The following is a 21,338-nucleotide window of genomic DNA, read 5'->3' on the forward strand; positions in this document are numbered from 1 at the left end:
TTTACAAGATGGGGTCGGAAAGCGTGTCCGCGTTGCGGCGGGCATTTTCTTCGGCCGCTTCGGTTTCAAGTTGTTTGCGCTCGGCCAGTTTGAAAAACGGCAGCCAGACCAGGGCGGAAATAACCAGCGTGCAGATGGACCAGATCACGGCAGGGATATTGCCGCCGGTCACGAACCATGCGGCGAAAATCGGCGGCATGGTCCAGGGGATCTGTAAGACGGGGCGACCAATGATGTCGAAGTACATCAGCGACCAGGTTGAGATGCACAGGATCATCGGCGTCAGGGTAAACGGGATCATCAGCAGTGGGTTGAAGACTATCGGGCAACCGAAAATGACAGGTTCGTTAATACAAAATATCGCGGAGGGCAGGGAGAGCTTACCCACTGATTTGTACAGCCGACTGCGGGAACGCAGCATGGCAATGACCAGCCCCATGGTCGCGCCCGTTCCGCCCAGGCACATAAAGACGATATAAAACCCGTCGGCGGTAATATGGGGAATGGGCTGATGATGCAGATAGGCCTGAGTATTTTCAGAGATGTATTTCAGGAAAATGGGACTGGTGATGCCGGAAAGCACGTTGTCGCCATGTATGCCGCAGCACCACAGCAGCGAAATCAGAAAAATAAGCACCAGCATGCCCGGCAGCGAACCGAGGCCGGAGACGAGCGGGCTGAGCAGCAGGGTGAAGAAGTGGTTGATATCAAAATTCAGGATGACGCTAATCAGCCAGATCAGAGTGATTGCTACCGCGGCGGGGATCAGGCTCGCAAAAGATTGCGCCACGGCAGGAGGCACGCCCTCCGGCAGGGTGATCACGACGTTGTGCCGGATAAAAAATCGCACGATGTGCACCGTCAAAATCGCCAGGATGATGGCAGAAAACAGCCCCGCCGCACCAAGATTGTCAACGTTGAGCTGATAGCTGTCGTTGAGTTGCGCCAGTAAGAAAACCACCAGCGTGACTATGCAGCAGGTGATAGCGTTGAGGTTGTACTCCTTCGCGAGGTTGTAGCTGATACCCACCGCAGAAATCAGCCCTATTGCACCAAAGGTAACGCCCACCGGGGCGCTGAGCTTTTCGGCAAACGGGCCAAGCCATTCACTCCAGCCGGGTATCGGTAGATTGGCGAGAATGAGAAACAGGCTACCGGTGATGGTGAAGGGTAAGGTCAGCGCAATACCGTTGCGCACGGCGACCAGTATTTTATTTTCGCCTACGCGAATCAGTACAGGAATGACTCTGTGCTCAAGAAATGTAATCACATTGCTTACTCCAGAAGAGATTTCTGCTCTCCCGCCGCTGTTGATGTTATCAGGCTTTGCTGGCGGATTTTTAAACTGGTATATACCAGTTGAATGCAGTTTTTCACGGTTCTTTTAGCCTGTCAAACAGGCATGCAATGCGGTGCAGATTTGATTATTTGTCTGAAAATAAAGGGTTTTTGAAAGGGTAAAACGGTGGGGAGACGCTTCAGGGCAGGAAAATGAATCGCAGAACTGTGACGCTGGCTGCACTATTTCTGTAGGGCAGACGGGCCAGCGCGTTGCCAGCCCGGGAGGACATCAGGCTTCGTAGAAATTATAAATCCCCGCCGCCATCACCAGCGATGACGCCACTTCGTACGCTTTTTCGCGCCCGACCAGCAGGTCAATAATCTTCAGGCCAAAATCAATGGCGGTGCCCGGCCCCTGGCTGGTGAGCAGGTTAACGCGCGGATCCCAGACCACGCGTTTATCCACCCACTGGTCTTCCGGAATTGTGTCCTTCAGGCCAGGAAAGCCGGTCATATTCCCGATGGGGAAAATGTCGTGCGGAACCAGCACCGTACCTGCGGCCGCACAGATTGCCGCGACGATACGCCCGGAAAGATGAAACTGACGAACGGTTTCAACCAGCAGCGGGCTGTCGCGGAAACACTCTGCACCCTTCAGCCCACCCGGCAAAACGATCATGTCGTAATCACCGTCCGCCACCTGTACAAGCGGTGCATCCGCCAGGATCTTCACCCCACGCGAGCAGGTAATCGCCAGACTTCCGTCGCTGGCGACGCTGGCGGTAGTAACCTTAATACCACCACGCACCATCAAATCAATGGTGGTGACCGCTTCTGTCTCTTCGCTACCAGGGGCGAGGCATACCAGTGCCGATGCGCTCATACTCACTCTCCTTTCGTTTTACTAACTCAAACAGACGGCTGTTTTCCGCAACGGTAATACCGTGTGCCCGGGCGCGTTTTAACAGATAACCGGTAATGTAATCAATTTCGGTATGCCGCATAGCCCGGATATCCTGCAACATTGAGGAGATATTTTCTGCCGTACTCTCAATGACCTGGTCGACATAATAACGTAAATCGGACTCTGAGGTGTGGTAGCCTTCGCGTTCAATGACGGCGGCAACTTCCCGGCAAATCAGCGCTACCCGATCGGGATGCTGACGCAGTTCACCGTTAGGGCAATCCAGCAGGGCGGTCAGCGGATTGATCGCGCAGTTGACCGCCAGTTTGCGCCACAGCTCCGCGCGAATGTTATTGTGCCAGGCGACGTCAGGCAGCGTGCTTTGCAGGGTATCCGCAAGATAGCTGTAATCGCCGGGCTGTTCACGCGCAGGACCGATATGGGTGATACCACTGGCAACATGGATAATGACGTTACCGTCGCGACGTGCCGCGTGGGTGGTTGTCCCCATCAGCAGCGGTTGCCGGACAGATTTAAGCTCTTCAATGGTACCCATACCGTTGTGAATCAGCAGGATTGGCGTGCGTTCAGGTAACTGGGCGGCCAGGCTTTTCACCGCATCGGAGACCTGCCAGGCCTTCAGCGTGACCAGCAGCAAATCACTGGTGGCAAGAAATTCCGGATCGTTTGCCGTCAAAGACTCGTTGAAAATTGAACCGTCTGTACCAATTACGTTCACACTGCAATAGGGCTGGGGAATTCGCAGCCAGCCCTGAACGTCGTGTCCCTGTTTGCATAGCGCTGTAAGCCAGAGTTGGCCAAGGGCTCCGCATCCAAGCACTGTTACTTTCATCGTTCCTCCTCACCTGCAACGGCGCCAGGTGCTATGACGCTAAGTATAGCGCCATCAGCTAAGCTTCTCGTTATGCCTCGTTGCGGGTATTATGCAACGCAACAAAAATGAAGGGAGAAGAAAAGATGCCATCTTTCGATATTGTTTCTGAAGTTGATTTGCAGGAAGCGCGTAACGGCGTAGAAAATGCTGTCCGTGAGGTTGAGTCACGTTTCGATTTTCGTGGCGTTGAGGCGACCATTGAACTGAACGACGCGAACAAGACGATCAAAGTCCTGAGCGAGTCTGATTTCCAGGTCAACCAGTTGCTGGATATCCTGCGCGCCAAGCTGCTCAAGCGCGGCATTGAAGGGACCTCACTCGATGTACCGGAAGATTTTGTTCACAGCGGCAAAACCTGGTTTGTGGAAGCGAAGCTGAAGCAGGGGATTGAGAGCGCGGTACAGAAAAAAATCGTTAAGCTTATCAAAGACAGTAAGCTCAAAGTGCAGGCGCAGATCCAGGGTGAAGAGATCCGCGTGACCGGAAAATCCCGTGATGACCTGCAATCCGTGATGGCGCTGGTGCGTGGCGGCGATCTCGGCCAGCCATTCCAGTTTAAAAACTTCCGCGATTAAGACAATCATGCCCGGCTAAACCGGGCATTTTTTCAGGCCTTCAGCGCCTGCTCCACCTCAAAGCGGTTAGTCACTTTGCTGTCAATTTTGACATACGCACTGCGCTCTTCCGGGACAATCAGCACTTCGCTCACGCCCTCTGTCGCTTCCAGACGCTGTTTTAACGCGTCACCGATTGCCACGTCATCGGGAATTTCTACCCGCAGGCTACTTACATAGCGCGGCTCTTTCATGGTGCTGGCAACAAACAGCCAGAGCATCGCCAGCAGCGCACCGGCGAGGAAAACGGTCTGGGAGTCAAACAGACCGTCCACCCAGCCGCCGAGCGACCCGCCGATCGCCACGCCGAGAAACTGGCTGGTGGAGTAAATGCCCATCGCGGTGCCTTTGTATCCTGCCGGAGACTCTTTGCTGATAAGCGACGGCAGCAGGGCTTCCATCAGATTAAACGCCAGGAAGAACAGCTGTACGCCGGCGATCAGTTCCCAGAAATGCGGGCCAGCGCCCCACAGCACAATCTCGGCAATCAGCAATAACGCCACGCAGCCCACGAAGACGCGTTTCATTTTGCGCTTCACTTCGGCGTAAATAATGAAGGGCACAACGGAGACAAACGAGATCAGCATTGTGACCAGATAAATTTTCCAGTGCTCTGCCGCCGGGAAACCTGCTGCGGCAAGTTGACCAGGCAGGGCGACGAAGGTGGACATCAGCAGAATGTGCAGGCACATAATGCCGAAGTTCAGCTTAAGCAGGCGCGGCTCGGCGATGACTTTGCTGAAACAGCCTTTCACCATCCCGGATTCACGGTTGAGGATGTGGTTTTTACTGTCAGGCACAACCCACAGCGTGAGTGCGATCCCGATGGTCGCCAGCACCGCAATCATCCAGAACAGGGCGTGCAGGCCGAGCGCATGAGTGATGACAGGCCCCAGCACCATGGCAATGGCAAACGTGACGCCGAAGCTGACGCCGATAAACGCCATGGCTTTGGTGCGGTTTTGCTCGCGGGTTAAGTCTGACAGCAGCGCCATCACGGCGGCGGCAATCGCCCCGGAACCTTGCAGGGCGCGCCCAAGAATAATTCCCCAGATGGAGTGGGAGAGGGCGGCGATGATGCTGCCAAGTACAAACACCAGCAGCCCGCCGACAATCAGCGGTTTGCGACCCACGCGGTCGGAGAGCAGGCCAAAGGGGATCTGGAATATCGCCTGCGCCAGGCCGTAGATACCAATCGCCAGACCAATCAGCGCTTCGCTGGCACCCTGTAACGCCATGCCATATGTGGTCAGAACGGGCAGGACCATAAACATGCCAAGCATCCGCAGCGAGAAAACAGTCCCTAAACCCCAGGTCGCACGCAGTTCGCCTGGCGTCATTTTATAATCGTTCATTACCACCTCTACCAAAAAGCAGGCCATAGTTTAGGCGGGGTGATAAGTGCGGTAAATAGGTGTTTGTTTAAGAGATATTACGAGGGTGTGATAAAAGCACCCCCGGATAAAAAATTACGCCTCGACGCGCAATCCGTAGCTTTTGAATTTCTCAAGAACAATGGCAATTTCATCGTCACTGAGCACCGGAACGGGATCTACTATCGCCAGCGTGGCCAGGTAGAGTTTTGCCAGCACCTCTACCTCCTGCGCCAGCCACAGTGCCTTTTCAAGATTTTCTTCGCAGGTTATCAGGCCGTGGTGCTGTAAGAGCGTCGCTTTGCGATCGCGTAATGCGACCGCGACATGCTCTGACAGCGCGCGCGTCCCGAAGGTCGCGTAAGGGGCGCAGGGAATGGAGTTTCCCCCGGCGGCGGCAATCATATAGTGAATAGCAGGAATGGGGCGGTTGAGTATCGAGACGGCGGTACAGTTAACCGCATGGTTATGGACGACGGCGTTAGCATCCGGGCGGGTCTGATACACAACCTGATGAAAACGCCATTCGCTGGAGGGCAGTTTATCTTCTTCGTGTCGCCCCTGTGCATCTACATAGACGATACTCTCTTCGGTCAGATGCTCGTAGGGAATTCCGGTCGGCGTAATCAGCATGCCGTCGCGATAGCGAACGCTGATATTGCCGGCGGTGCCCTGATTTAACCCCATGCGGGTCATCTCAAGGCAGGTGTCGATAATGTCTCTAGCTAATCGGGCTCGTTCCATTTTTTATTCTCCGGGTACAGTTTTATTTTTACTGGCGGGAACGTTTGACCAGCTTCATATCGACTTTCGCCGTCTCGTTGACCGCTTCGCCGTCGATGGCTCGCTGCATCAGTTCAAACGCTTTTTCCGCCCAGGTATCTTCATCCTGCTGCATGGACCAGACGCTGTTAGGCAGGAACCCCAGCATGGGGTGCTCATCGAAGGTGCCGATATTGATGTGTTGGGGCACGGTGCCGGTACGCGTCCGCAGGGCTTCGATTGCCCCTTCCAGAACGGGTAACGATGAGGCGATAAACGCCTGCGGAACACCCTGGCTGTCGATAAGCGAATCCATCAGGGCATATCCGCCCTCCGGCGTATTGTCCGGCCCTTCGATGACCCACTCGCGATGGTGAATACCGGCTGTTTTCAGGGCCTGTAAGTAGCCGTTCAGACGGTCCGTAATACTGGGCAGTGCGGTATCGCCCACAAGGAACCAGAGCGGCGTTTTTCTCTCTGCCAGCATGTTGCGGGCCAGTTCATCCCCCCCGGCCTCGTTATGACTCTCAACCAGCGCGTTGTCAGTAAAGCCAAAATCCCGGTCGAGGAGCACCAGTGGTTTTTGGATCTGCCGCAAATGATGCTGCTGGTTTTCCAGCGTCGAGGGAACGATAAACAAGCCGTCCACGTTGCGCGCCATCAGGGCTTTGACCAGCTTGTTTTCGTAATCCACATCGTTGTAAGTACAGCTGATCATCAGCTGGTAGCCCGAACGGCGGCAGCGCAGTTCGAGTTTCTCGGCGAGCGTTGCAAAGAACACGTTCGAGATGTTGGGCACGATGAGCCCCAGCGTCTCGGTTTTGTTTAGCTTAAGACTGCGCGCCGAATGGTTGAGGGTATAGCCGAAGCGCTCGACGTGTTCATTAATTCGGGACTGTGTTTTCACGCTGATCCGATACTGTTCGGCTTTCCCGCTCAGTACCAGCCGCACGGTGGTGACGGATAAATTCAGATCCTTCGCTATCTGTTCAACTGTTTTGGCCATCGCTACGCCTCAATCCTTAACGTACGTAAAAAACTGCTGATAAAGCATACGCATCCTGCCATTACATTTCCTGTTGCATCAGGAGATTAAGCGCCTGCTGCTGGGTCCACAGCATCAGGTACGCCTCATATTTTTGCCTGTGGAAAGCCGCGGTTTCCGGCCGACGGGTGATGATGTCGCCGGCTTTGACCATTTCCCGGGTGGCATCGGTGAGCGTTGCCCATGCACCGCTCGCCACAGCGCCGCAAATGGCCGCGCCGAGAGTGACGGCATCTTCTTCGGCTAAAAGATGAATATCGCAGCCCGTGGCATCGGCATACTCCCGCAGCCAGAGCCGGTTATGGGTGGCTCCTCCACAAATGACAATGCGCGACAAGGTGTGCCCGTGATGTTTCAGGGTATCCATAATATGTCGTGTGCCATAGGCTATGGCCTGTAGCGTGGCCAGATAGAGCCTCGCCAGCGCACGTTCACCGGTTTCTAATGTCAGACCGACCACGCTGCCCCGCGCATCCGGACGCGAACGCGGCGAGCGGTTGCCGTGGTGATCGGCCAGAATGTGCAGGTTGCGGGTGGGATATTTTTCTTCCTGTTCAAGCGCGGCTACCCAGTCGTTGAGCAGCGCCACCGGATGGCGTTGCGCCGCTTCTGCTTTTGCAAACAGGTCTGCGCTGGCTCCGTGCTCGCGCAACGTCCAGTCGACCAGCGCCCCGGCAGCACTTTGCCCGCCTTCCGTCAGCCAGTAGCCCGGCAGCATGGCGCTCCAGTAAGGCCCCCAGACGCCGGGCGTATGGATCTCCGTCTGACTGGCAAGCATATGGCAGTTCGAGGTTCCGCTGATGAGCGCCAGCGTGCCCTCCGGGTGTGAGCCCGTCAGCGCCACGCCACCCGCGTGGGCATCGATCATGCCGCTTGCCACAACCACCTCTTCGGGCAACCCCAGAGCTTGCGCTGCCTGTGGGCTGAGTTTCCCGACGCATTCAGCGACGTCCAGAATAGTATCGGGAATTTTTGTCAGTAAGGTCTCCAGCCCCACCTCCCTGAGCAGCGATTCGCTGAACTGCGCCTCATGCGCAAGGTAGTTCCATTTGCAGGTGAGGGTGCACAGGCTGGCGGCGTCCTGGCCCGTTGCTTTCCAGACCAGAAAATCGGCAAGGTCGAAAAAGCGCCAGGCCTGATTCCATGTTTCAGGATGATGTCGCTGCAACCACAGCAGTTTTGGCAGTTCCATTTCAATACTCACCTCGCCGCCCACGTAGCACAGGGCAGGATCGCGTGTGGCATTGATGCGAACAGTTTCTTCGTGAGCACGATGATCCATCCACATAATGATGTCCTGCGATGCCGGACTGTCGGGGGACACGCTCAGGCCGTTACCCTCAGCATCCAGCGCGACCAGCGAGCACGTGGCGTCGAAGCCAATCGAACAAATGGCGTCGGGTGAGATCCCAGAGGAGTCGACGGCTTCCCGCACCACCGCGCAAACCTGCTGCCAGATCTCCGCGGAGGATTGTTCCACGCGCGCGTTGCTGGCGTGAAACTGCGAAATCGGACGGGTCGCGAAGCTCAAACGCTCGCCTTGCGCAGAGTAAAGCCCAGCACGAACGCTGGCTGAACCCACATCGACCCCGAGGAAATAGCCGTCACTCATCATAAACTTCCTTATTTTTTACCAAACGGATGTAACAGTTTATCAATTTCAGGGGTGTTGATATTCTGCGCATTGACATATTTCACTGGAATATCAATTTCCTTAGCCACCGTCTGTCCGGAAATCACCGCGTTCAGCGCCTTTATGCCCTGATAACCAATCTGGTACGCGTCCTGCACCACGAAGCCCTGAATCACGCCGTTTTTGAGGAAGTTAATGATGGCTTCGGTGCTGTCAAAACCGATGACTTTCACTTTGCCCTTCAGATTCTGGCTGTCGATCGCGTTCGCAACGCCCAGGGTTGAGCCTTCGTTGGTGGCATAAATACCGGCGATATCCGGGTTGGCCTGAACCATATCAATGGTTTTATCCATCGCCTTTTGCGGGTCGCCATCGCTATATTGCACCGGCAGTACCTGAATATTCGGGTACTTCTCTTTCATTCGCTCGCTGAATCCTTCAGAGCGCTCAATGGCGGACGTCGTTCCGGCTACGTGGGCGATAATACCCACTTTCCCCTTCTGGCCTACCTGCTCCGCCAGCGCATCCGCAGCCTGTGCGCCCGCCTTACGGTTATTGGTGGCGACAAAGCTGGCCGGCATATCCGAGTTCACGCCCGAGTCGAAGGTCACCACCTTGATCCCCCGGCTGTTGGCGGTTTCGACCAGCGGGGCAAGGGCGTTTGCATCAAGCGCGGCCAGCAACAGGCCGTTTGGCTTTTGTGCCATGGTGTTTTCGACTAACTGGATCTGCTCGGCGATTTGCGTTTCATCGGCAGGGCCAACGTAGCTGGTTTTGTCACCCAACTCTTTTGCGGCAGCTTCCGTCCCCATTTTGACCGTCTGCCAGAATTCGTGCTGGTAACCTTTACTGACTACCGGCAGGTTTAAATCTTTTGCCAGCGCGCTGCTGGACAGGATGGCAACGAGCGACAGGGCGCTCAGGATATGGCTGGTTTTCATTATTTTGCTCCGTTGTAGGGTTGGCAGGGCTTGTTGTATCGAGAACCTAACGCATTCTTTTACGTAACGTGTCCAGGTAGACGGCGGCAACGACGACCACGCCCATCGCCACCATCTGCCAGAACTGGGACACGCCCATGAGATTGAGGCCGTTTTTCAGCACGCTCATAATGAACGCGCCTATGATGGTGCCGCCAATCGTGCCCACGCCGCCCATCAGACTGGTACCGCCGATCACTACCGCCGCAATGGCTTCCAGCTCATAACCCACGCCTACGGTTGGCTGGCCTGAATTGAGACGAGAGGCGAGGATCACCCCGGCCACGCCGGTTAACAGGCCGCATAAGGCGTAAACGAAAATTTTCACTCGCTGGACTTTGATCCCGGAAAGATGTGCCGCCGTTTCATTGCTGCCGACAGCGTAGATATAGCGGCCCATCACCGTTTTCTTCAGGATCCACATGGCGATCAGTGCCACGATGACCAGGTAGAACACCGGGTAAGGCAGGACGTCGAACAGGCGACCCTGCGCTAGCAACTTGAACTGCGGGTAGTCAGAAAAATAAATCGCGCGGCCATCGGTCATCACCATATTGATGCCGCGTACCGACATCATTAAGCCGAGGGTGGCAATAAACGGTGGTATGGTCATTTTGGTGACCAGAAACGCGTTCACATAGCCGCAAAGCCCGCCGGCGAGCACGCCTGCCAGAATACAGACCGGCAGCGGCATACCAAACCCGGCGGCGATGCCCACCGCAACCCCTGAGAACGCCACCACCGATCCGAGCGACAGGTCGATCCCGGCGGTAATAATCACAAAGGTTACGCCAATGGCCATGATGCCAATCACCGCCGTTTGCAGGGCGATAGTCATGATATTTTCAGTATTAAAGAAGAACGGTGAGCTGAAGCTGAAAAACAGAACCAGCAATACCAGGCTAAAAAGAGGCGCCAGACGCATCAGGAGCGCTTTATTTATTTTCATCGTATGACTTCCGCTTTGCGGCGATGGAACGGTAACGGACATGATTAATCCTCCAGCGTGGCGTATTGCATGATTTTTTCCTGGGTGGCGTGCTCAGCCTCTATTTCGCCGGCAATGTGGCCGCTGCGCATCACAAGTATGCGGTCGCACATTCCTAATACTTCCGGCAGTTCGGATGAAATCATGATGATCGATTTACCTTTAGCGACAAGGCGGTTCATTAGTTCATAAATTTCCAGCTTGGCGCCAACATCAATTCCCCGGGTTGGCTCATCAAAAATTAAAATATCGGTATCTTTACAGACCCAGCGGGCAATAATGATCTTCTGTTGATTACCGCCGCTTAAATTCAGTGCCGCCTGTTCCAGATGCGGCGTTTTTATTCGCAGCGCATCCACCAGTTTCTGGCTGGACTCCCGGCAGCGTTTTTCATCGACATTACCCGCGGCGCCGGCGTAGTCCGGGTAATTGCCGAGCATAATGTTCATCTCAACGGAAAGGCCGAGGGCGAGTCCCTCTTTTTTGCGGTCTTCTGTTAAATAGCTGATGCCTTTCTCAATGGCGTCAGCCACGTCTTTAATCCGTGTGGGGGTGCCGTTCAGCGTCAGGGTACCGGCGTCGATCGCATCGGCGCCAAACAGGGCCCGGCCCAGTTCCGTTCGGCCTGCGCCCATTAAGCCAGCGAGGCCGAGGATCTCACCGCGCCAGAGGGTAAAGTTGATGTCGTGCAGTACACCATTTCGCGTCAGGCCATTCACCTCCAGCACTTTTTCTCTGCGCTGATGCGGCGGGCGTTTTGGGTAGATGTTATCGAGATTGCGGCCAACCATCATGGCGATAAGCTCGCCGATCTGAACCGTTTCATAATCTACGGTGGCGATGTATTGTCCGTCGCGCATGACGGTCGCGCGATCGGCGATCAGCGCCAATTCTTCCAGGCGGTGCGAGATGTAGACAATCCCCGTGCCCTGAGCCTTGAGCATCCGCGTGACGTCAAACAAACTCTCGATTTCACTTTCGGTCAGCGCGGCGGTGGGTTCATCCATGATTAGCACTTTGGCATTGACCGAAATCGCTTTGGCAATTTCAACCATCTGCTGCTGGGCTACGGTTAATTCACTGACGCGGGCGTCCGGGGCGATTTTTAAATTCAGCGTGTGCAGTATTTTCTCAACCGCCTGTCGCTGGGCGCGTTTATCTAACTGCCAGCGACTATTTTTGCAGAATTCACGGCCAATAAAGATATTCTCTTCCACGGTTAAATCGGGAAAGAGATTAAATTCCTGATGGATAATCGTAATACCTGCGTGCTGAGCACTTAGCGGATCGCTGAATGATACGGATTGCCCTTCAAAGCGAATTTCACCGGAATCGGGTTGGTAAACTCCGGATAATATTTTCATCAGCGTCGATTTGCCGGCACCGTTTTCACCTAACAGGGCATGAACTTCGCCGCGGCGTAAATCGAAATCAACCTGATTCAGCGCCAGCACGCCGGGAAAGCGTTTGGTGATGCGCGTCATCTGAATAAGAGTCTCTGACATTGCAAAATTCCTGTGTTGGAAAGGCAATGAATCACAAGCCATAGTGATTTAGTTATTAAGCTAACTCGACTTAGCTTTCGTCCTTAAAAGCTATTTTAGGGTCATAATTTAGCCAAATAATTTGTATTCAAATTGTGACGTCGTGCAAAGGTATTTTGTTATTTAATTGAATTTAAATGATATGTTTAGTTTTTGCTGAATCGTAATACCTGACGCTGATCGAATTTTGACCTCTCATCGTGAAACTGCTCACAGATCCTGCACATTTATCTTGTCTCATTTTTAGTGAGAACCCTAAGCTAATTCGAGTTAGCAAATTTCACCGCTTTCCGTTCACGGTGCTGCCCGGGCGCTTTTTCACGGCTATGCCCCTGAGACGGATAGGTTAACCAACGTGAGGAAGGGCTATGAAAACGATAAAAGCGTTACCCCGGATTGGCATTCGACCTGTTATTGATGGCCGCCGAATGGGCGTACGCGAGTCTCTGGAAGAGCAGACCATGAACATGGCGAAAGCCACGGCGGCGCTACTCAGTGAAAAATTACGCCACCCCTGCGGTACGCCCGTAGAGTGCGTAATTGCCGACAGCTGCATTGCCGGAATGGCGGAATCCGCCGCTTGCGAAGAGAAGTTCAGCACGTGCCACGTTGGTCTGACGATCACCATCACCCCCTGCTGGTGTTACGGGAGTGAAACCATTGATATGGATCCGCTGCGCCCGAAAGCGATCTGGGGCTTTAATGGCACCGAGCGTCCGGGGGCGGTATACCTCGCAGCGGCGCTGGCAGCGCATAACCAGAAAGGGATCCCGGCGTTTTCCATTTACGGCCACGATGTACAGGATGCGGGCGACGAGACCATCCCGGCAGACGTTGAGGAAAAATTGTTGCGCTTCGCCCGGGCGGGCCTGGCGGTCGCCAGCATGAAGGGGAAAAGTTATCTGTCGGTGGGCGGTGTCTCAATGGGGATCGCGGGCTCGATTGTCGATCACAACTTCTTTGAATCCTGGCTGGGGATGAAGGTGCAGGCGGTGGATATGACCGAACTGCGTCGCCGCATCGATCATAAGATTTACGACGAGCAAGAACTTGAGCTGGCCCTGAGCTGGGCGAAGGCACATTTCCGTTTCGGCGAGGATAAAAACGCAGAGCAGTATCGTCGCAATGAACAGGAAAATGCCGCGATCCTGCGGGAGAGCCTGCTAATGGCGATGTGCATCCGCGACATGATGCAGGGCAACCCTAAACTCGCTGCGATGGGCCGCGTGGAGGAATCGCTGGGCTATAACGCCATTGCGTCCGGTTTCCAGGGGCAGCGCCACTGGACGGATCAGTATCCAAATGGCGATACCGCAGAGGCGCTGCTGAACAGCTCTTTCGACTGGAACGGTATTCGCCAGCCGTTGGTAGTGGCGACGGAAAATGACAGCCTTAACGGGGTAGCGATGCTGTTTGGGCATCTGATGACCGGCACCGCGCAGATTTTTGCTGATGTACGCACCTACTGGTCGCCGGAGTCGGTTGAGCGTGTTACAGGCCAGAAGCTCACTGGACAGGCTGAGCACGGCATTATTCATCTGATCAACTCCGGCTCGGCGGCGCTGGACGGTACAGCGGAGCAGAAAGACGCCGAGGGGAAACCGACCCTGAAACCACACTGGGACATTACTGAGCAGGAAGCCAACGCGTGCCTGGCCGCAACCCACTGGTGTCCGGCGGTGCATGAATACTTCCGCGGGGGCGGTTTCTCATCAAACTTCCTCACCCGGGGTGGCGTGCCATTTACCATGACCCGCGTAAACCTCATCAAGGGTGTGGGTCCGGTATTACAGATAGCGGAAGGCTGGAGTGTTGAGCTGCCGGAACACGTACATGACATTCTGAATAAGCGCACCGATTCAACCTGGCCCACCACCTGGTTTGCCCCACGCCTGACCGGTAAAGGCCCGTTCAGCGACGTCTATTCAGTGATGGCGAACTGGGGCGCTAACCACGGGGTATTAACCGTCGGGCACGTCGGCGCTGATTTCATCACCCTGGCGTCCATGCTGCGCATCCCTGTATGCATGCATAACGTACCGGAGGCGCTGATTTATCGGCCGACGGCCTGGGGCGCTCACGGTATGGATCCGGAAGGGCAGGATTACCGCGCCTGTGAAAATTACGGACCGTTATACAAACATTAATCCGGCCTGCCAGCCTGCTCCGGCGGGCTGGCAGCCTGTGGGGACCGCGATGAAAAAATGTTTTCTGGTTCTCGATTGTGGCGCGACGAACGTGCGCGCCATTGCGCTGGATCCCGAAGGGAATATTGTGGCGCGCGCCGCGGTGGCGAACGAAAGCGAAAGCGCCGCTGAAAATCCGGCCTGGCACCAGTGGTCGCTCGACGCCATCATGCAACGGTTTGCCGTCTGTTGTCAGAAAATCAGCGCAGCGCTGAGCGAGCATAACCTGTGCGGAATGAGTGTGACGACCTTTGGCGTGGATGGCGCACTGGTAGATGAGCGGGGAGAACTGCTTTACCCGATCATCAGCTGGAAGTGCCCGCGAACCGTGCCGGTGATGGAAGCGGTTGCCCGTTCATGCTCCCCGGCAGAACTACAGCAGATCACCGGCGTTGGGCAGTTTAGTTTTAACACGTTGTATAAGCTAGGCTGGCTTCAGGACAACCATCCCGATCTGTTACAGCGTGCTCACGCCTGGCTTTTTATCTCCTCGCTAATCAACCATCGCCTGACCGGAAAGATGACGACCGATCTCACGATGGCCGGTACCAGTCAGATGTTCGATCTGCATCAGCAGCGCTTCAGTGAAACGATCTTAAGCAAGATCGGCGTGCCTCATTCCCTTTTCCCGCCGCTGGTTTCCCCCGGAGAAAGGATTGGTGAATTGCGGCCCGACGCTGCATCCAGGCTCGGATTGCCTTGCGGTGTGCCGGTGATCTCCGCCGGGCACGACACGCAGTTTGCCCTTTTTGGCGCCGGGGCGGGAATTAATGAGCCAGTTCTCTCTTCGGGTACCTGGGAGATTTTAATGGCGCGCACCACGCAGGTTGATACCGCTTTGCTGGGGCAATACCCGGGCGCAACCTGCGAACTGGATAGCCGGACGGGGCTCTATAATCCGGGAATGCAATATCTGGCGTCTGGCGTACTGGAGTGGATCCGCGCGCTGTTCTGGTCGCCTGATACCGACTGGGACACTATTCTGGCTCAGGCGGCGGCAATTCCGAACGGCGCGGATGGCGTCACGATGAATACCCAACTGCTCGATTCTCCACTCGCCGGCTGGCAGGGCGTTACGCTCACCACAACGCCAGCCCATTTTTACCGCGCAGCCCTGGAAGGACTCACGGTGCATCTGCAAGAAAAATGCCTGGCGCTGGAGGCGATCGCGCAATTTAAGGCGCGTGAACTCCTGCTGGTGGGGGGAGGTAGCCGCAATATGCTGTGGAATCAGCTCAAGTCCAATGCGCTTGGGATCCCGGTGAAGGTTCTTGAAGAGGCTGATACGACCGTGCTGGGGGCGTCTTTGTACGGATGGTGGGGCGTCGGAGAAACGGCCAGCGCTGAGGCTGCTCGCGATCGGGTCCACTATCGTTACCGTTATTTCTATCCTGAGGAGCAACCTTGTGCTTAAAACGATATCCCCTCTGATTTCACCCGAGCTGCTGAAAACGCTGGCAGAAATGGGTCATGGTGACGAGATTATTTTTGCAGATGCTCACTTTCCCGCGCACAGCCTGGGGCCAAAGACGATCCGCGCAGATGGCCTGCTCATCAGCGATTTGTTGGCCGCGGTGATACCGCTGTTTGAACTGGACAGCTATGCGCCACCGCTGGTGATGATGGCCCCTGTCGACGGGGATACGCTCGATATACAGGTAGAAGCGCGCTATCGCAACGCACTCTTTGGTGAGGCGGAAGGGGAGGGGATTACGCGTATTGACCGTTATGCGTTTTATGCGCGGGCACAGAAAGCGTACGCCATCGTGGTGACGGGCGAGACCGCGAAATACGGCAATATACTGTTAAAGAAAGGGGTTACGCCGTACCAATAAAAAACGCCGGGCTAAACCCGGCGTTTTTACATCAGTCTTCTTACCAGACGTAAGTCAGCAGGTGTTGTGAATCTGGCACCATGAAGTCTACGGACATCATCACGGACAGGGAGGTGATGGCGACAATCGAGAACACAAACAGCTTGCGTGCCCAGACCTTGTCATCTTCCACTTTGTAACCGCGCAGGGCCATGCCGAGCCACCATACGCTCACCGCAGCTGCTACCACCAGATATTTATATCCGGCGTAACCGCCCAGAGAGAGCATCAGCGTTGCCACGGCAAAAGCGATGATGTAGAGCGTGATGTGGTTCTTGGCAACCGAAATGCCTTTCACGACCGGCAGAACCGGAATGTTCGCCGCCTGATAATCCTTAAAGCGGAAAATCGCGATGGCGTAGGAGTGCGGCATCTGCCACAAGCTAAAGATAGCCAGCAGGATGAGCGCACCGCTGTCGAACTCGTTCGTGACGGCGCAGTAGCCAATCACCGGCGGCGCCGCGCCGGAGAGAGAACCAATCAGCGTGCCGTAGACGGAGTGACGTTTCATATACAGGCTGTAGACGCCCACATACACCACGAACCCCATCACCCCCAGCCAGCAGGCCAGCGGGTTAGCACCAAACCACAGCAGCATAAAGCCAGCAATACCCAGCAAGGTGGCGTACACCAGCGAGACGGAAGGAGCAATCAGGCCTTTAACCAGCACCCGATTTTTGGTCCTTTCCATCTTCTTGTCGATATCCATGTCGATGTAGTTGTTAAATACACAACCGGACGCAACCACCAGTGACACACCGACCAGCGTGTAAATAAAGAGGGTGTAATCAATGCTGCCTTTAGAGGCCAGCAGGAACCCTCCGATTACGGAGATCAGGTTGCCAAAGATGATGCCTGGTTTCGTGACTTGCAGGTATTGCTTAAACATACTCGCCGCTCTTAGTGAACCATCATGTTGTAGTTAAGGTTCCACATAATCCAGATGGAACCGACTACCAGGATAGCGATGATAATCACGGTAAAGATAAAGGCCGTCATGTTCCAGCCTTCATCGGACTTGGTGTTCATGTGCAGGAAGCAAACCAGATGCACCAGAATCTGAATCACCGCGGTCACCAGGATTGCGCCCAGGATAACCGGCTTAGATGCAGAACCGTTCATCACCATCCAGAACGGGATCACCGTCAGAATGATCGACAGGATGAAACCTGTCATGTAGGTTTTTACGCTGCCGTGGGAAGCGCCATGATCGTTAGAATGACTCATTACATCGCCCCCATCAGATAGACAACAGAGAACACACAGATCCATACCACGTCCAGGAAGTGCCAGAACAGGCTCAGGCACATAATACGGGTACGGTTAGTACTGGTCAGGCCGCGACGGGAGATCTGGAACATCAGCACCGCCATCCAGATCAGACCCGAGGTCACGTGCAGACCGTGGGTGCCTACCAGCGCGAAGAACGCTGACAGGAAGCCGCTACGATCCGGGCCGAAACCTTCCATGATCAGGTGATGGAATTCATAGATTTCCATCCCGATAAAGCCAGCACCAAACAGCCAGGTCAACGCCAGCCAGGAGACAACCTGGCTCTTGTTGTTTTTGTACATGGCGATAGCCGCCATGCCGTAGGTGATGGAGCTGAATAACAGCAGTGCGGTTTCAACCAGAACGAACGGCAGTTCAAAGATGTCCTTACCGGTCGGGCCGCCCGCTGTGCCGTTCACCAGAACGGCATAGGTTGCGAACAGACAGCAGAACAGGATGCAGTCGCTCATCAGGTAGATCCAGAAACCGAAGACTTTCGTCGGTCCTGTATCATGGTGCGCATGTTCATGCGCGTGGGCAGTTGAGTGCGCCAGAGTATCAGTTGCCATTTTTCAGCCCCGCTTTAGAAATCTCGTCAAAATGCTGGTTTTCCAGCTTTTCAACTTCACGGACTGGTACGTAGTAGTCCACGTCCTCGTCAAAGCTCTTCACAATCCAGCTGATTACGATGCCAGCGAAGCCAACAATCGCCATCCACCAGATGTGCCAGATCATTGCGAAACCAAATACCGTTGCGAAAGCGGCAATAACCATGCCCGCGGCGCTGTTTTTCGGCATATGGATCTCTTCGTAATGCTCAGGTTGCTTGTACGCTTCACCTTTTTCTTTCATTTCCCAGAATGCATCACGCTCGTGAATGTGCGGCACTACGGCAAAGTTATAGAACGGAGGCGGAGAAGAGGTCGCCCACTCCAGCGTACGGCCACCCCATGGGTCACCGGTCAGGTCGCGGTTCAGGTTACGGTCACGGATAGACACGTAGTACTGAATCAGCTGGCACAGAATACCGCAGGCAATCAGCGCTGCGCCGCCCGCTGCAACCATCAGCATTGGGTGGAACTGCGGATCGATCTGCTGGCTCAGACGACGGGTCATCCCCATGAAGCCCAGCACGTACAGCGGCATAAACGCCACGAAGAAGCCGATGATCCAGAACCAGAACGCGCGTTTACCCCATTTTTCGTTCAGGGTGAAACCGAACGCTTTTGGCCACCAGTAGGTCACACCAGCGAAGCAGCCGAAGACCACGCCACCGATGATAACGTTATGGAAGTGCGCAATCAGGAACAGACTGTTGTGCAGAACGAAGTCAGCACCTGGTACCGCCAGCAGTACGCCGGTCATCCCACCTACGGAGAAGGTCACGATGAAGCCGATGGTCCACAGCATAGCTGAGTGGAACACGATACGACCCTGGTACATGGTGAACAGCCAGTTGAAGATCTTAACCCCGGTCGGGATCGCGATAATCATGGTGGTAATACCGAAGAAGGCGTTTACGTTGGCACCCGCACCCATGGTGAAGAAGTGGTGCAGCCAGACGATGAACGACAGGACGGTAATACATACGGTTGCCCACACCAGAGAGGTGTAACCAAACAGGCGTTTGCGCGAGAAGGTTGCCGCGATTTCGGAGAACACACCGAACACCGGCAGAACCAGGATGTACACTTCCGGGTGACCCCAGGCCCAAATCAGGTTGATGTACATCATCATGTTGCCACCCATATCATTCGTGAAGAAATGGGTACCCAGATAGCGATCCAGGGTCAGCAGCGCGATGGTGACGGTCAGAATTGGGAACGACGCGATAATCAGGACGTTGGCGCACAGAGATGCCCAGGTAAATACTGGCATCTTGAACATCGTCATACCTGGTGCACGCATCTTCAGGATGGTCACGAAGAAGTTAATACCGGTCAGGGTGGTACCGACACCGGAGAGCTGAAGCGCCCAAATCCAGTAGTCAACGCCCACGCCCGGACTGTACTCAATTCCCGACAGCGGCGGGTAGGCCAGCCAGCCAGTCTGAGCAAATTCGCCCACACCCAGTGACAGGTTAACCAGGATAACGCCGACAACCGTGAACCAGAAGCTCAGGTTGTTCAGGAACGGGAACGCAACGTCGCGCGCGCCGATTTGCAGCGGAACGACCACGTTCATCAGACCGATTACCAGCGGCATCGCCACGAAGAAGATCATGATAACGCCGTGGGCGGTAAAGATCTGATCGTAGTGGTGCGGTGGCAGGAAGCCGGCTTCGCCCGCAGACGCAAGCGCCTGCTGGCTACGCATCATGATTGCATCCGCAAAGCCACGAATTAACATGACGATACCGACGATGCAGTACATGATACCGAGTTTTTTGTGGTCAACCGAAGTCAGCCACTCATTCCACAGGTAGCTCCACTTACCGAAGTAAGTGATCAGGCCAACTAAGGCCGCGCCACCAATGATAATTGCAGCCACCGTAACCATAATAATCGGTTCATGGTAGGGCACTGCATCCAGTGTCAATTTTCCGAACATTTTCTTCCTCGGCCCCTTAGTGAGCGGTTTCCGCGTGGCTCATGTCCATGCCTTCCATACCCTGGTGCGTGTTGTGCTCGCCTTCAGGCTGGGTCATGTCCATGCTCATGCCGTGATCCATAAATTTGCCAATAACGTCTTTGAACAGATTCGGTTTCACGTTAGAGAAGTACTCCACCTTGTTGTATTCGCTAGGTGCAGCCACTTTTTCGAACGCCGCCATGTCAGACATGGTGTTTGGAGACTGCTTCGCTTTTGCAACCCACTGGTCGAAAGTCGCGCGGTCTGGCGTAGCGATAGCTTTGAACTTCATACCCGAGAAGCCCGGGCCACTATAGCTGGCGGAGATACCGTCGTAGGTGCCTGCTTCATTCGCGATCAGGTGCAGGTTAGTCTGCATACCGGCCATCGCGTAAATCTGGCTGCCCAGACGTGGGATGAAGAAGGAGTTCATTACGGAGTTGGAGGTCACTTTGAACTGAACCGGAGTGTTCGCCGGGAAGGCGATTTCATTCACGGTAGCAATGCCCTGTTCTGGATAGATGAAGAACCATTTCCAGTCCATGGAGACCACTTCAATGGTAATAGGTTTTTCATCGTGAACCAGCGGTTTGCTCGGCTCAAGTGCGTGAGTGGTTTTCCAGGTCAGTACAGCAAGGAACAGGATGATCAGAATAGGTACCGTCCAGACCACAGCTTCCACTTTATTGGAGTGTGACCAGTTAGGGCTATACTTCGCATCTTTATTGCTCGCACGATACTTCCAGGCGAAACCAACAGCCATCAAGATGGCAGGAATAACCACAATCAACATCAGGCCAAAAGCCGTCAGTATCAATGAACGTTGTTCCAGTCCAATCTGTCCTTTGGGGTCTAGTAGTGCAGAATCGCAGCCACTGAGTAATACAGTGCCTGCGAATAATGACAACCATCCCAAACTTTTATTGTATTTCCTGAGTCTCATTTAACGACCTCAATTCCACGGGAGTCTGGTGGCGTTTAAAGTGTGGGGGCATTTTACGGGAAGGTTACATTACTGTAAACATCATTAGGCCTGTGTCAGGAAGGTGTTACCGGGTTCTGCCGCACATGTCACAAGTGTTGCAAATTATGTCGCGTTTTCCGGGGGAAGCCGCACGGAGCGGGCGTTATAACGAAAGGGTGCCCCAGCATACCGCAAAAGGGACAATTGGTATAACCATTGTGAAAAATACACAAATAATTAACAATTAATTATCAATAAAAAGACAACTAAAAAACGAAAATTCAATCTTTCGAATGCTGAATCGTTTAACGGAAAATAGCGTAGCGAAATAAGCTCCAATAATTTCCGAATGCTATCCCGCACAAAACAACAAATATTTTTTTTGCCGATGGCGGTTATTTCGCCGTTATAATTTCGTGTCGTTATTACAACGGGAAATAACCTTTCGCTTT

General features: G+C 54.4%; 19 protein-coding genes. 4 read left to right on the plus strand and 15 right to left on the minus strand.

What is annotated here, in order from left to right; genetic code table 11:
- Position 1 precedes the first annotated feature (1 nt).
- The 3 genes from O1721_RS08720 to panE all read right to left on the minus strand — a co-directional run bounded on the left by O1721_RS08720 (position 2) and on the right by panE (position 3,038).
- A complete protein-coding gene (locus O1721_RS08720) occupies positions 2 to 1,270 on the minus strand; it encodes a PTS sugar transporter subunit IIC (protein WP_032647420.1) in 1,269 nt (422 codons plus the stop codon).
- Positions 1,271 to 1,570: 300 nt separating this feature from the next.
- On the minus strand, positions 1,571 to 2,164 hold the full coding sequence (gene yajL, locus O1721_RS08725) for a protein deglycase YajL (protein ID WP_015571288.1): 594 nt from the start codon (positions 2,162 to 2,164) through the stop codon (positions 1,571 to 1,573).
- Positions 2,127 to 3,038: a 2-dehydropantoate 2-reductase gene (gene panE / locus O1721_RS08730; protein ID WP_032647423.1), complete on the minus strand. Its 912-nt coding sequence runs from the start codon at positions 3,036 to 3,038 to the stop codon at positions 2,127 to 2,129. The genes yajL and panE overlap by 38 nt, the downstream gene beginning before the upstream one ends.
- Positions 3,039 to 3,163: 125 nt before the next feature.
- Here panE and O1721_RS08735 point away from each other — a divergent pair, with 125 nt between their 5' ends.
- A complete protein-coding gene (locus O1721_RS08735) occupies positions 3,164 to 3,655 on the plus strand; it encodes a YajQ family cyclic di-GMP-binding protein (protein WP_017383179.1) in 492 nt (163 codons plus the stop codon).
- A gap of 32 nt (positions 3,656 to 3,687) precedes the next feature.
- Here the strand turns inward: O1721_RS08735 and O1721_RS08740 are convergent, their stop codons facing one another.
- The 7 genes from O1721_RS08740 to O1721_RS08770 all read right to left on the minus strand — a co-directional run bounded on the left by O1721_RS08740 (position 3,688) and on the right by O1721_RS08770 (position 11,980).
- Positions 3,688 to 5,049, minus strand: a complete 1,362-nt coding sequence (locus O1721_RS08740) for an MFS transporter (RefSeq protein WP_032647425.1) — start codon at positions 5,047 to 5,049, stop codon at positions 3,688 to 3,690.
- Positions 5,050 to 5,163: 114 nt separating this feature from the next.
- Positions 5,164 to 5,811: an L-fuculose-phosphate aldolase gene (fucA, locus tag O1721_RS08745; protein WP_017383181.1), complete on the minus strand. Its 648-nt coding sequence runs from the start codon at positions 5,809 to 5,811 to the stop codon at positions 5,164 to 5,166.
- Positions 5,812 to 5,839: 28 nt separating this feature from the next.
- Complete coding sequence (locus tag O1721_RS08750; protein WP_015571284.1) at positions 5,840 to 6,835, minus strand: LacI family DNA-binding transcriptional regulator; 996 nt, start codon at positions 6,833 to 6,835, stop codon at positions 5,840 to 5,842.
- Between the two features lie 61 nt (positions 6,836 to 6,896).
- A complete protein-coding gene (locus O1721_RS08755) occupies positions 6,897 to 8,486 on the minus strand; it encodes an FGGY-family carbohydrate kinase (protein WP_017383182.1) in 1,590 nt (529 codons plus the stop codon).
- A gap of 11 nt (positions 8,487 to 8,497) precedes the next feature.
- Positions 8,498 to 9,448 (minus strand): ABC transporter substrate-binding protein, encoded by a 951-nt coding sequence (locus tag O1721_RS08760; RefSeq protein ID WP_032647427.1) that lies wholly within the window; start codon positions 9,446 to 9,448, stop codon positions 8,498 to 8,500.
- Positions 9,449 to 9,494: 46 nt separating this feature from the next.
- The gene (locus tag O1721_RS08765) at positions 9,495 to 10,478 is read right to left on the minus strand and encodes an ABC transporter permease (protein ID WP_017383183.1); all 984 of its coding nucleotides are present in this window, start codon (positions 10,476 to 10,478) and stop codon (positions 9,495 to 9,497) included.
- A 2-nt stretch (positions 10,479 to 10,480) separates the two neighbouring features.
- A complete protein-coding gene (locus O1721_RS08770; RefSeq protein ID WP_017383184.1) occupies positions 10,481 to 11,980 on the minus strand; it encodes a sugar ABC transporter ATP-binding protein in 1,500 nt (499 codons plus the stop codon).
- A gap of 407 nt (positions 11,981 to 12,387) precedes the next feature.
- Between O1721_RS08770 and fucI the strand changes: the two genes are divergently transcribed.
- The 3 genes from fucI to fucU are packed head-to-tail and all read left to right on the plus strand — an operon-like array spanning position 12,388 to position 16,040.
- Complete coding sequence (gene fucI, locus O1721_RS08775) at positions 12,388 to 14,166, plus strand: L-fucose isomerase (RefSeq protein ID WP_032647429.1); 1,779 nt, start codon at positions 12,388 to 12,390, stop codon at positions 14,164 to 14,166.
- 49 nt (positions 14,167 to 14,215) lie between these two features.
- Positions 14,216 to 15,619, plus strand: a complete 1,404-nt coding sequence (gene fucK / locus O1721_RS08780; RefSeq protein ID WP_032649959.1) for an L-fuculokinase — start codon at positions 14,216 to 14,218, stop codon at positions 15,617 to 15,619.
- Positions 15,612 to 16,040, plus strand: a complete 429-nt coding sequence (gene fucU / locus O1721_RS08785; RefSeq protein WP_022647241.1) for an L-fucose mutarotase — start codon at positions 15,612 to 15,614, stop codon at positions 16,038 to 16,040. The genes fucK and fucU overlap by 8 nt, the downstream gene beginning before the upstream one ends.
- A 40-nt stretch (positions 16,041 to 16,080) precedes the next feature.
- Here fucU and cyoE read toward each other — a convergent pair whose 3' ends face one another.
- From cyoE to cyoA, 5 genes are read right to left on the minus strand one after another with little or no spacing between them, the layout of a single operon-like run.
- The gene (gene cyoE / locus O1721_RS08790; RefSeq protein ID WP_017383188.1) at positions 16,081 to 16,968 is read right to left on the minus strand and encodes a heme o synthase; all 888 of its coding nucleotides are present in this window, start codon (positions 16,966 to 16,968) and stop codon (positions 16,081 to 16,083) included.
- 11 nt (positions 16,969 to 16,979) lie between these two features.
- The gene (locus O1721_RS08795; protein WP_006809888.1) at positions 16,980 to 17,306 is read right to left on the minus strand and encodes a cytochrome o ubiquinol oxidase subunit IV; all 327 of its coding nucleotides are present in this window, start codon (positions 17,304 to 17,306) and stop codon (positions 16,980 to 16,982) included.
- Positions 17,306 to 17,920, minus strand: coding sequence for a cytochrome o ubiquinol oxidase subunit III (locus O1721_RS08800; RefSeq protein ID WP_003859057.1), 615 nt, complete (start codon positions 17,918 to 17,920; stop codon positions 17,306 to 17,308). The genes O1721_RS08795 and O1721_RS08800 overlap by 1 nt, the downstream gene beginning before the upstream one ends.
- Positions 17,910 to 19,901, minus strand: a complete 1,992-nt coding sequence (cyoB, locus tag O1721_RS08805; protein WP_017383189.1) for a cytochrome o ubiquinol oxidase subunit I — start codon at positions 19,899 to 19,901, stop codon at positions 17,910 to 17,912. The genes O1721_RS08800 and cyoB overlap by 11 nt, the downstream gene beginning before the upstream one ends.
- Positions 19,902 to 19,917: 16 nt before the next feature.
- A complete protein-coding gene (cyoA, locus tag O1721_RS08810) occupies positions 19,918 to 20,865 on the minus strand; it encodes a cytochrome o ubiquinol oxidase subunit II (RefSeq protein ID WP_006809886.1) in 948 nt (315 codons plus the stop codon).
- Positions 20,866 to 21,338 lie beyond the last annotated feature (473 nt).

It is taken from the genome of Enterobacter cloacae complex sp. HYC033_NIDB (genome assembly GCF_056673335.1).